We start from the raw sequence: 11,715 nt of genomic DNA, 5'->3' as shown, positions 1-11,715 counted from the left end.
TCAACCGTTTGAGCCCCGCGTTTAACACTGAGGAATCTCCTAGAGGAATGTCCCATGAGTCATGATTTAGCCCTGCGCCTGCGAGAAGGTACAAAACACTCCCACACGGCGGCTGAAAACACTGCATACATGAAATGCTTTTTGAAAGGAATTGTAGAACGCGAACCATTCCGCAAATTATTAGCCAATCTCTACTTTGTATATCGTGCGTTAGAAGATGAGCTACAACGCCATCAAGAGCACCCTGCTGTGAAGCCGATCTACTTTCCAGAGATTAACCGTACAGCGAATTTAGAGCGTGATTTGGCATATTACTACGGTGATAACTGGCGTGAACAAATTACACCTCTTCCAGAAGGAAAAGTGTATGTCGATCGCATTCACGAAGTTGCCAATACTGACCCTGCTCTGCTCATTGCTCATTCGTATACCCGTTATATGGGCGACCTTTCCGGTGGGCAAGCCCTCAAAAATATTGTCCGTAATGCATTGAACTTGCCTGAGGGTCAGGGAACTGCTCTGCATGAGTTTGAACAGTTGCCTACACCGGACGCAAAGCGATTGTTTAAGGAAAAATATCGTGATGCGCTAAATGCTCTGCCTGTGGACGAAGACACCATCCAACGCATTATTGCTGAAGCCAATTATGCGTTTACCTTAAATCGAGATGTGGTGCATGCTTTAGAAGATGATGTGAAAGCTGTCATTGGTGAACATGTGTTTGACCTGTTGACTCGTCAAGCGATTCCCGGAGCAACGGAGCGTCCGCCCCATCATGCTGCTACACCTGTCCCGGAATATAGCATTTAGCTAGTTAGCCATTTTTCTAGAGCTACACATTTGACCTTTCCCAACCTCCCCTCACCAAGGGGAGGTGATGCAGGGGTAGGGTTTGTCTGTAGTCATTCATTCCAAGCTTTATTAAACATCTCCACCTGCACCGAGAAAACCTGAGAGAAACACTACCCATGTTTTCATTGCCAACTATTCAATTTGATCCGCAATTACTCCGCAAATACGATCAACCGCTGCCTCGCTATACCAGTTATCCTCCTGCAACTGAGTTAAAACCAGAGTTTGAGGACGTTAACTTTAGAGCCGCGATCGCCATTGGAAACTATAAAAAAACACCTTTATCGCTCTACTGTCACATTCCCTTTTGTGAAACGGCTTGCTATTTTTGTGGTTGCAATACTGTTATCACCTCTCGCAAAGAACTGGCTGACCCGTATATCGATTACTTAATTCGCAATATTCATCAAGTCGATGCGTTGATCGATGGCGATCGCCCCGTACACCAACTCCACTGGGGTGGCGGTACACCCAATTACCTTTCGCTGCAACAGGTTGAACGGTTATGGACAGCGTTGCATGATCGATTTAACTTTGATCCAGCAGCCGAAATCTCACTGGAAGTAAACCCCCGGTACCTCGACCGTGAGTATGTACACTTTTTACGCCAGTTAGGATTTAACCGCATTAGTTTTGGGATTCAAGATTTCAACCCGGTTGTACAGGAAGCGATTAATCGAGTTCAACCCAAAGAACTGCTGTTTAACGTCATGGATTGGATGCGAGAAGCCAATTTTGATAGTGTTAACGTCGATTTAATCTATGGATTGCCCTATCAAACCCTCGAAACTTTCAGAGAAACTATTCGTCAAACGATCGCCCTAAACCCAGATCGCATTGCCGTTTTCAACTTTGCCTATGTGCCTTGGCTCAAACCCATTCAGAAGCGGTTGCCACAAGAAGCCATGCCGCAAGCCTCAGAAAAGTTAGACATTTTGCAGATGACGATTGAGGAGCTAACCAGCAATGGTTATGTCTACATTGGCATGGATCATTTCGCTAAGCCCAACGATGAATTGGCGATCGCCCAACGGGAAGGGCAACTGCACCGCAACTTTCAGGGCTACACCACTAAGCCAGAATCAGATTTGGTTAGCTTTGGCATGACCTCGATCAGCATGTTGCACGATGTCTATGTGCAAAATCACAAACGTCTGAAAGACTTTTATCGGGCGATCGATTTAGACGTGTTGCCGATCGAACGGGGCGTTTCCCTGAGTCACGAAGATATTGTTCGTCGGACAATCATTATGGAATTGATGTGTCAGTTTCAACTGTCAAAAGAGGCGTTGCAAGAGAAATATCATCTCAGTTTCGATCAGGAATTTGATGATCACTTTGCAGGAGAACAAGCCGCTTTAAGGCAACTTGAAATCGACGGGTTAATTGAACATACACCCAATCACATTCAAGTAACCCCCGTTGGGCGATTGCTGATCCGCAATATCGCGGCAGTATTTGACACTTTCCTTAAAAGACGTGCCACTACTGGTTTTTCAAAAGCAATTTAGAATCGATCCGAAAACCCGTTGTGTAAGTCCTTAGGATCGTGAATTAAATAACCTGAAAAACGACAACCCCATGTACGGGCGCGGCATTCGGCAGAGGGTTCTGAACCAATGGCAAGGGCTTTTGATCGAATGCCACGTCCCTACGCCAGGAATTACACCTTCATAAATTCGTGATCCTTAGTCGGGCGATCTGGCTAATCTAACGTCAATTCGGATTAAACACCTGGCGAATCAATTCGCGGCTATCTGAGCCAAGCCCGCTTGCGCAGACTAAGGAAAATCAAGGTTTGCCGAACCAGCGCAGGTCGGTTTTGTTTCTACCGCTGTGGTTTCAACCGCCAAGATCCTTATCCCAAGCTCAGGTTAATCTAGTGCAATTTGAGGTTAGGGGCGAAATACCATTCGCCCTGGTTCGACATATAGCGATCCTAAATCGTTTGTGAAAGTGCCCGCCCTTTGGGCGGGCACTTTCACAAACAGCTTTTTTCACAAATCAAATAGGATTGCTATAGTTCGGATTAAGAAGGATGTGTGAGGAAACGTAAATTTTTTGCAAAGGCGAAAAATCTACCCTGGGGGTTGAAGTTGAGGCTGATAGGTAATTGTAGCAATTTAGGTCGTAGTTTCCTTCTTTTGGGGGGTATCAGATCCAAGATGGCAAATGGTAAATTTAGATACAGAAGAAAAATCGTTCATCCCCTTTGTGCGCCTTTGACTGCGTAGTAGGTGGACGGAAGTAGGGGCACCCCCGAAGGAACGCGCTTCTCTTCGACAAGTCAATCTAGAGTTATCTGGGGAAGCGAATCATATGAAACTCATCTATCGCGGCAACGCTTACGACTACAATCAAACAGCCTCAGCAGGGGTTCAGGCTCCTTTTAAAGCGGCTAATGGTTATCGTTCACCTTATGTGCTGACCTATCGGGGAACAACTTACATGGTTGATCCGAGTGTCCAAGCGGCTCAGGCAGCGATACCTACTTCCTACAACTTGACCTATCGTGGTGTAACTTATCAGGTCAATCGAAATACCGAAGGCGTCACTACGACCACGGTACAGACTGCACCTCAAGTGCAAGCCGATCGGGTTCCCCCGACCTTGTCTCGCAACTACATCACCAAAGTGCACACAGCAAAAGTTCACAAAGCTAATTTGCTGCAAAACGTTCAGCGTCGTCTTAAAGTTGCACGCGAACGGGGTGATCAAGAGTTGGTTCGGATGTTAGAAGCAGAGCTTAATCAACTTGCAGCATAAGTTTTGGGCTAGCAATAGTTAGTACTAATGCCTCAACCTCCTGTAAGACAGGAGGTTTTTTTTAATTAGTGAGATTGCTGAATGCAGGTATGATTCTTGAAAACGCCCTTACAGGTAGTTTGTTTTCTGGAAATCTCCCTAACCTAAATTGACGTTAGAAGAAATTAGAGAAAGGGCAGAAGGAGTTGACCGATGGCAACTAACGTTGGAGTCATTTCAGATACACACAAATTACTGCGTCCAGAGGCGATCGCCGCTCTACAGATGGCAGACTTGATCCTTCATGCTGGCGATATTGGTGCGCCGGAGGTATTAGAAAAATTGGAGGCGATCGCTCCGGTCATTGCGGTGCGAGGCAACAACGACAAAGGAGAGTGGGCGGAAGCACTTCCAGAGGAGCAAACAGTCACCGTTGAGTCCGTAGCCATTCATCTGCTCCACATTGTAAAAAATCTTAACCTTGCTGAATTGGGAGCAGAGGTGCAGGTGGTTATCAGTGGTCACTCTCACAAACCCCAGATCGAACAGCGAGATGGGATCTTATTTTTGAATCCGGGAAGTGCTGGACCAAGACGCTTCAAACTGCCTATTTGTCTGGCTTTTATGCACATTGACGGAACTAACGTTGAGACTCAAATGGTGTCTCTGGTCGATTTATAAACAGTGTATTGTGTCGTTCTAAACCAACTCTTCAACGACTCCAACAACCTTACAATCAGAACAACTGCATCTCAATTCACATAAAATTCCCGATTTAATTGATTTATTTCTATACATCTGCACTACAATTTTTTTCTAAATGCTCCAGATGCTTGTGAGGACTGAGTTTCATGAATAAAGGTGAATTAATTGACGCGGTTGCAGAAAAAGCAGGTGTCACTAAAAAAGAAGCGGATCGAATTTTGTCCGCTACGTTTGAAGTCATTCAAGATGCCGTTGCTGGTGGCGAAAAGGTGACGTTAGTTGGTTTTGGAACGTTTGAACCTCGCGAACGCAAAGAACGTGAGGGGCGCAATCCCAAGAGTGGCGAAGCCATGAAAATTCCAGCAACTCGTGTTCCGGCTTTCAGTGCAGGAAAACTCTTTAAGGAGAAAGTTTCCCCTCCTAATGGCAAAGTTGCTTAATTAACCTGAGTTGGCGCTCAGAATTTTGGCAGTTGAAACCGCAGCTATTCAAACACAACCGACCTGCGTTGGTTGAGCCAACCTTTGAGTTCCGGTAGTCCGCGACGGTGGACATCGTTTTGATAGCTATGAATTCATTCGCCAGGGACTGATACATTCGCCACATCGTTATGTAGGGGTTTGGCGATGCCAAGCCCCTGCAAAGCATTTGAGCGATGAAATGTTGAATGAACTCGTGTTCCACTCTTCCGTTCAACGAGAAATCAGGGGATTTAGCCTTCTTAGAACACGTCAATCTTTAAGCGTCCTGTGGTTTTGAGCCAGTTTTGCGCTTCGATGTAGTTATTGGGTGCTAATTGAATAGCTTGCTGCCAGTAGTCAGCTGCCTTATCGAAGTAGGAGTTTGCGGCATCTGAATCACCTGCTTCTTGCTGCTGCTCACCCAGGTAGTGATAGATCACAGCAACGTTATTCAACGCCTGGGGCATCCGGGGATTGCACTCTAATGCCTGCTCATAATAGCCGAGAGCTCTATCGTGCTCCCCATTACTGGCATGAATCAAGCCGATGTTGTAAAGAATGAAGCTGCGATCGTAGGGGTCTTCTTCTAACTTCAGGGCTTCTTCGTAGTTTGCCAACGCTTCGGCATATTCACCATCAGCTTGAGCAGACATGCCATCTCGATAGTAGGCAAACGCCTCTTTAGCGGTTTGGTTAGCGGGCAGCAACTTGAGAATCAAGTCCGCCATGACCGTAAAGCTTTTGTCGATAAAGTTATCGTTGCGTTGGGTTCTAGGCATAATAGCTGTTCTTGTTAAATGAAGCGTGACAGATAGGGTAAGCGACGCAATTACAGTCTACCTTAGGACGCAGAAGCGAAGTGTACAGTTTTGAGAACCAAACCCGGTAGTGCCCTGGAGAGAAGGATGGTAGGAGAGTATGAAATGCCCATGCTCACACCCTCTCCCTGTTGCTCTCTTAGTCTGCATCCTTGCCTGAATCAGACTACCTCACGCCGCTTCAAATCCTGAATCTACTTTAATTTGCATTCAGAGGGCGAATGAGATAACTTTTATGGTTTGCTTTTATGCTTTGCTTGTGCGGGCAAACGGCGGTATAGCCCCACCGAAGACTCAACAGCAGGAAAATCCTTTATTTGGATAGAATTAATCCTACTAACTCCGCTTCAACGATTGCCGTAATTCCAGTACTGCAATGCTTTGGTTCAAAATTCTATACTTAAGGAAGAGTCTCAGGTCTACAGAAGTAAGGATATGGCTCCAAACCCTACCATCATGCAGGCAGTAGAGAAGTTAGACTACCGCGTCACCGTCGGAGATGTCGCTTCTCAAGCCGGATTGGACATTAAAGTCGCTGAACAGGGGCTATTGGCACTTGCCTCAGAAGCGGGTGGACATTTACAAGTATCTGACACCGGGGAGATTGCCTATCTCTTTCCCCGCAACTTTCGGAGCGTCTTACAGAGCAAATATTTTCGACTGCGATTGCAGGAATGGTGGAATAAAGTTTGGAAGCTGTTGTTCTACCTGATTCGCATTTCCTTTGGTATTCTGCTGATTGCTTCGATTGTTTTGATTATTGCGGCAATCACCATTATTCTGATTGCGCTCAATTCCAGTCGCGACGGAGAGGGCGATCGCCGCGATGATTCCGGTGGTGGTTTCATCTTCTTTCCTCGGTTCTGGTTTGGTCCTGATCTGTTTTGGGTGTTTTACCCCGACTACTACGATCGCCGCTCCTATCGTCGTCAACACTTCCACCGAGATAGCGACGGCAATCGCATGAACTTTTTGGAGTCGATTTTCTCCTTCTTGTTTGGCGATGGTAACCCCAACGCGGATCTGGAAGATCGACGCTGGCGGACGATCGCCACGGTAATTCGTAACAATCGGGGAGCCGTTGTTGCTGAACAGATTGCCCCTTATCTGGATGACCTGGGCAGTGGCTTTGACCGGGAATATGAGAGCTTTATGTTACCTGTGTTGAGCCGCTTTAATGGTCGTCCTGAAGTCAGCCCCGATGGACAAATTGTTTACCACTTTCCAGAGTTGCAAGTTACTGCGACTGAAAGCCGCGCCACTAGCGTTTCTGCTTACCTCAGAGAAGCCCTGTGGCGATTTAGTGAAGCCAACGCTGGACAAATTTCGGTGGCAATCGGCTTGGGCGTGTTGAACCTGGCAGGGGCGATCACGTTGGGCGTGCTGCTGGCAGATGGCACGATCGCCGCTGAGATCGGTGGCTTAGTTGCCTTTGTGAGTGGAATTTATTGGGTCTTGTTGGGCTACGGTATCGCCTTCTTAACCGTTCCGCTCGTTCGGTACTTTTGGATCAAATGGCGTAACCGCAAGGTCGAAGCTCGGAACAGCGATCGCCAGGAACGAGCGATGCTGCTGAACGAAGGGGGCGAGGATCTGGAACGCAAACTCAGCTATGCCCATCAGTTTGCAGCCCAGACGGTGGTTACGGCTAGCAATCTGGCATACACCACAGAAACGGATCTGACCGAGCAGGAACTTGCCCAATCAGACCAGATCGACGCTGAATGGCGCAGACGCCTGGAAGGATATTAAAAAAATAGGCACATTACAGCCACCTTAAAAGCAGGAACGCGATTAATCGCGTTCCTGCTTTTAGAGAATGCCATTATTCGACCTGAATCTTGGCAAGGGTTGCCCCGGTGTAGTAGTGGGTCACGATCTGCTGATAGTTGTAGCCTTGGGATGCCAGGTTGTAAGCTCCCCATTGGCTCATGCCTAAGCCATGACCAAATCCGCGTCCAGTAATGAGAAATCCGGTGGGAATGGAGGGAACGTTTCCGGCACTGGCAACCTGTCCCAGGATCGGTGTCACGGAAAACAGCGTGCTTCTCAGTTGCAGCGATCGCCGCAATTCAGCCCCACTGACAATTCGAGTTCCGCCTTCCCCTGTAACGCGCATCGTGACAATGCGACCACGGGGGGTGGTGCGATCGGGAACCATGGAGAGAATGTTGCCAATACCGGGGATCACCTGCCGCAGGCGATCAGCCGGGATAGTTTCATTCCACTGATAGACGGGGGCACCCTGGTCAAAATCCTGAACAGCACGCAAATAGGGTAGGGCTTGCGTCCAAACATCTTCGACATTTTCAGTGTGTCCACCTGATGAGGAGTGAAACACTGCTTCGATAATTTGCCCGTTATAGGTTAAAACTTGCCCTTCGGTTTGTTGAACGGCAGCTTGAGTGGTGTTGGTTTCTTCTTCAACCCCACGATACACCTGCCATGCGGTTGTGTCACCGACATCAAAGACCGCATTCGCACTGGTCTGACGTTGATAGAGTGCGTAGGATCGAGCCGTTACCGCCTGCGCTTTGAGAGCTTCAAGAGGCCAGTTGGTCGGCATCTCGCCACCGACAACACTGTAGAGATATTGTTCTAAATCAACATAATTGACGGCAGTCAGCCCACCTCCAGTGGGGACGACCATGGTGCGTCCGCGATACCAGCGATCGCCAATAAACACAAAGCCCCCGTTACTGGGTTCAACCCAAACTTGTCCTGTTTGAAATTGGTTAACCTGGATAGCTCCGGATGCTGCCTGAGCCGTCACAGCTCCACCTGCCGGTAATTGGGCTAACACTTGACCGGAGGCATCTCGCACCGTTGCTGGAGTAGAGCTACCCAACGTCACCCGGGAAACATCCTGTTCGATCGCCACCCGCAACTCTAAAGCTGCATGGGCTGGGGCGATCGCGGCTAACCAGACCAACAGAGACATCCACCACGATTTTTGGGCTAATTTCAACAACGGCTTTAACCACAACTGTTTCAAACGGCTTGGGGTTGCAGAAGTCATTCCAGGCTCCTCACACGCTCATGACTACAATTCAGGACGATTGACGTGACCAAAAGTTACAGGTGGTAGTGCGTTTAGTTAGGGATTGTGTAGCCACAACCTCGACCACTATAACAAACCTCTTGGACGTTGCTAATCGTGATTGACTTTATCCATGAGCTTTTAAGAGAACCACCGAGGAAAGTAAATCGTTTCGGCAGCAGGTTGACCACCATACAAGCCAGCAAATCCGGGGACAAACACCGTTTCATTACGACTGTTAACAAAGTAGCGATCGGGACGACCATTCGCAAATTCGGCAGATTCTCGGGTTGAGGTGAGGGCGATCGCATTGGTGTATAATGTCGTCGCAATGTCAGGATATTGGAAGCTCAAAGCGTTATAGAAAGCAGTCTCATCTCCTAGAAATGAACTCACCGTTGCATCCAAAAAAATTAACTCATTGGGGTTTGCAGGGAGTCTCTCATAGCCAAATTCATCACTATAAAACCATGGGGTTGGTCCTTGACCAATGGGAAACGAAGCTCCAAGCGGCGAACTTGCAAGCTGGAGTTGATAGCGAGTTCTTGCTCCACGCACGGCCACTCGCAAAAAATACGTGCCCGGTTGCAAGGTGCCCGTGATAGACTCCGCTGCGGTGCCGCCCTGTCTTGATTGGGCAATTAAGCGTCTGCCTTGATACAGCGCGAGATCAGCATTTTGTCTCAGCCCTGTTAAGCTCACACTAAACTGGCTCTGACTAGAAACCCGAAACCTAAAGAAATCAAATTTATTTTTGGGGTCAACCACTCCTCTTAAGGAACCGTTTGCCTGAATAGGTCTTGCCCGATTGAAGTTTTTGCTGTGATTTCGCATGATCGATTGTGTTTTGACCTGGCTTTCCCTGGTATAGCCGTGTAACCCTGTAAGTGAGAGCGGGCGCAAGAGTAGAACCCTGGCATGTGTACATTTCTCATCACGACTATCTTTGCAGCCATGGCGATCGCTCATTAGAGAATACTGTGATTTCATCCTTAGAAAGTAAAGAAGTCGGGGTTCGCTGAGAACTCCGACTTCTTTAAAGAGAGAAATTAGACTAAACGGGTTGCAACCCGCTCCTTAGGAGTCGCGGCGGAAGGAGGCCAACCATCCCCGCAGTTCCTCAGCGGCGACATCGCGTCCACCCAGGCCAAAGGCGAGAGCAATCGCAACGGCGATCGCCCCCAGTAATAGACCAAATGCCAGGTTAACAATATTGGTTGCAACGCCCATTTGTTGCAGAGCCATTGCCGATGCCAGTGCAATGATCGCAACGCGAGCGGTTTGCCCCAAGATGCGGGCTTGCCGTCCACCAGAGCTAGTCACCAGTGAGAAGGCAAGGTTCGCCAGGTACAAACCGACGGCAAACACAACCAGACCGACCAACACGCGCCCAAAGATCAGCAACAAGCCAGACACGATCGCAGTCAAGGCTGGAATGTTGAGAATATTGGTGGCAGCGACGATCGCAAACAACATCACCCCAACCCAGGCGATAATTCCCACGATCTCAGAGGGAGTGCGGGTTGTGGGTTGAGTCGGTTGCCCAGGTTGCAAAACGGTCGCCGAAGGATCAACCGGAGTCGGTGCAGGAGTGGTAGTAGGTTGTAAGCCGAGCCAGGAGAAGATGTTGTTGAAACCAAAGCTGGTGAGCACGCTGGATACCAGATCGGCAATAAACTGTCCAACGACATACGCCACGACCAGGATCAGCACAGCCGTAAAGATTTGTGGAAGTGCCTGCAAGATCTGATTGAGCATGGCTGTGGCTGGGGCAGAGATCGCCTCAATCTCTAGCGCATCCAGAGCGGCGATCGCCGGTGGAATCAAAATCAGCACATATACGACCGTGCCAATGATCCCCGACAGCGAAGAACCGCCAGTGGTTTGGCGTAACCCAAATCGGCTACCCAGGCGATCGGTTCCTGCTGCGGCTAACAGGTTGGTGACGATTCCCCGAACAATCCGAGCGATAAACCAGCCAATGAGAGCGATGACGATCGCTTCCACAATGCGGGGCAGTGCGCCCAGGAAATTGTTGAGCAAGTTTTGAACGGGTTCCAGGGGACCGCGCAGATTCAAAACTCCTAAAATCAGGGGCAAGAAAAATAGGAAAACAAACCAGTACAGAGCATTTCCCAGGGTCTGACTGAGTAGAAACTGGTTTTCTGGAGGGGCATCGGGATCTGCCTGGCTCAATCGCTGGTCAATGCCAAAAGAAGTCGCTGTCCGCACCACTAACGCACGGGCGATCGTTGCCACTAACCAGGCAACCCCAACCAGGAGAGCCGCCGCACCCAAACGGGGCAAGAAGGCAAAGATCTGATTGAGGAAGTTGTTTAACGGTTGGGAAACCGTAGTCAGTTGCAGCGCATCCAGGAAGGCAACGATCGCAATGATGAAAATAATCCAGAAGACAATCGTGGGAACCCATTTTTCAATGGCAGACCCAGCATTTGCCCGCTCTCCTGGCATCATCATGTTGGCGAGGCGATTGTCAAGGTCAGTGCGTCGCAGCAAACCACGGGTTACTGAAGCCGCGATCGCTGCAATGATCCAACCGATAATCAGGATCAAAATACCCCCAGCCAGGGCAATCAGGGTATTCCACAGGGTATCTAAATTAAACTCTCCAGGAAGAGATATCCCCAGGAGATGGGGCAACAATCGATTTACAGATGTCATTGGAGTAGATACTAGTTCTGGGACGGATAGAGCAAGTCCAGGAATTGCTATCACCGTGCAGTCAAGGGGCTGATTCATAGCATTTGCAGCAGATAAAGCACAATAGGGGCAGGTGAATGGAAAGACAGAACCTTAAACAGCATGTCTATAGGAATGTTCACGAGAAGATTCTATAAGGCTGTAACGAGAACCCTTTCTCCTTAACGGTATAAATTTGTCCTATCGGACTATCTCTTTAGTTAGAGGATGAACAAATAACACTGCAACTAAAAGCATTGTGCTATGGGTTGAGCTAATAAACTCCTTTCAAAGATTTTTTTTAGAATTTCACCCAAATTTGCCGCAATTTCCCTAAAAATCAGAACTGTTCCTCTTCAGGAGTACTCTGAAGGAGCATTCAGTCTGCTCGAAT

Annotated in this window: 10 protein-coding genes and 1 riboswitch; of the genes, 6 read left to right on the top strand and 4 right to left on the bottom strand. The window is 48.4% G+C overall.

The window, feature by feature from the left end; genetic code table 11:
- Nucleotides 1-54 precede the first annotated feature (54 nt).
- The 5 genes from H6G89_RS27965 (at nucleotide 55) to H6G89_RS27945 (ending at nucleotide 4,742) form a co-directional block, all read left to right on the top strand.
- Complete coding sequence (locus H6G89_RS27965; RefSeq protein ID WP_190512851.1) at nucleotides 55-810, top strand: biliverdin-producing heme oxygenase; 756 nt, start codon at nucleotides 55-57, stop codon at nucleotides 808-810.
- 158 nt (nucleotides 811-968) lie between these two features.
- Nucleotides 969-2,363 carry an oxygen-independent coproporphyrinogen III oxidase gene (gene hemN, locus H6G89_RS27960; protein ID WP_190512850.1) on the top strand — a complete coding sequence of 465 codons (1,395 nt, stop codon included), beginning with the start codon at nucleotides 969-971 and terminating at the stop codon, nucleotides 2,361-2,363.
- Nucleotides 2,364-3,050: 687 nt separating this feature from the next.
- A riboswitch (Glutamine riboswitch) is annotated at nucleotides 3,051-3,126 on the top strand.
- A 45-nt stretch (nucleotides 3,127-3,171) separates the two neighbouring features.
- The gene (gene pirA / locus H6G89_RS27955) at nucleotides 3,172-3,618 is read left to right on the top strand and encodes an arginine synthesis PII-interacting regulator PirA (protein WP_190512847.1); all 447 of its coding nucleotides are present in this window, start codon (nucleotides 3,172-3,174) and stop codon (nucleotides 3,616-3,618) included.
- A 192-nt stretch (nucleotides 3,619-3,810) separates the two neighbouring features.
- Complete coding sequence (locus H6G89_RS27950) at nucleotides 3,811-4,278, top strand: metallophosphoesterase family protein (RefSeq protein WP_190512845.1); 468 nt, start codon at nucleotides 3,811-3,813, stop codon at nucleotides 4,276-4,278.
- Between the two features lie 170 nt (nucleotides 4,279-4,448).
- A complete protein-coding gene (locus H6G89_RS27945) occupies nucleotides 4,449-4,742 on the top strand; it encodes an HU family DNA-binding protein (protein ID WP_190512843.1) in 294 nt (97 codons plus the stop codon).
- A 281-nt stretch (nucleotides 4,743-5,023) separates the two neighbouring features.
- On the opposite strand, the gene H6G89_RS27940 is transcribed toward H6G89_RS27945, so the two are convergent.
- Complete coding sequence (locus H6G89_RS27940) at nucleotides 5,024-5,542, bottom strand: photosystem I assembly protein Ycf3 (RefSeq protein ID WP_190512840.1); 519 nt, start codon at nucleotides 5,540-5,542, stop codon at nucleotides 5,024-5,026.
- 474 nt (nucleotides 5,543-6,016) lie between these two features.
- On the opposite strand from H6G89_RS27940, the gene H6G89_RS27935 reads away from it, so the two are divergent.
- Nucleotides 6,017-7,333, top strand: coding sequence for a hypothetical protein (locus H6G89_RS27935; RefSeq protein WP_190512838.1), 1,317 nt, complete (start codon nucleotides 6,017-6,019; stop codon nucleotides 7,331-7,333).
- A gap of 73 nt (nucleotides 7,334-7,406) precedes the next feature.
- Here H6G89_RS27935 and H6G89_RS27930 read toward each other — a convergent pair whose 3' ends face one another.
- The 3 genes from H6G89_RS27930 to H6G89_RS27920 form a co-directional block, all read right to left on the bottom strand.
- Nucleotides 7,407-8,600, bottom strand: a complete 1,194-nt coding sequence (locus H6G89_RS27930) for a SpoIID/LytB domain-containing protein (protein WP_190512836.1) — start codon at nucleotides 8,598-8,600, stop codon at nucleotides 7,407-7,409.
- A gap of 162 nt (nucleotides 8,601-8,762) precedes the next feature.
- Entirely contained in the window at nucleotides 8,763-9,455 is a 693-nt protein-coding gene (locus tag H6G89_RS27925; protein ID WP_190512833.1) for a pre-peptidase C-terminal domain-containing protein, read from the bottom strand.
- A gap of 243 nt (nucleotides 9,456-9,698) precedes the next feature.
- Nucleotides 9,699-11,303 (bottom strand): mechanosensitive ion channel, encoded by a 1,605-nt coding sequence (locus tag H6G89_RS27920; protein WP_190512831.1) that lies wholly within the window; start codon nucleotides 11,301-11,303, stop codon nucleotides 9,699-9,701.
- Nucleotides 11,304-11,715: the final 412 nt, after the last annotated feature.

It is taken from the genome of Oscillatoria sp. FACHB-1407, from assembly GCF_014697545.1.
GTDB lineage: Bacteria > Cyanobacteriota > Cyanobacteriia > Elainellales > Elainellaceae > FACHB-1407.
The sequence above is the reverse complement of the archived record's forward strand: the minus strand, read 5'-3'. Positions and strand labels throughout refer to the sequence as shown.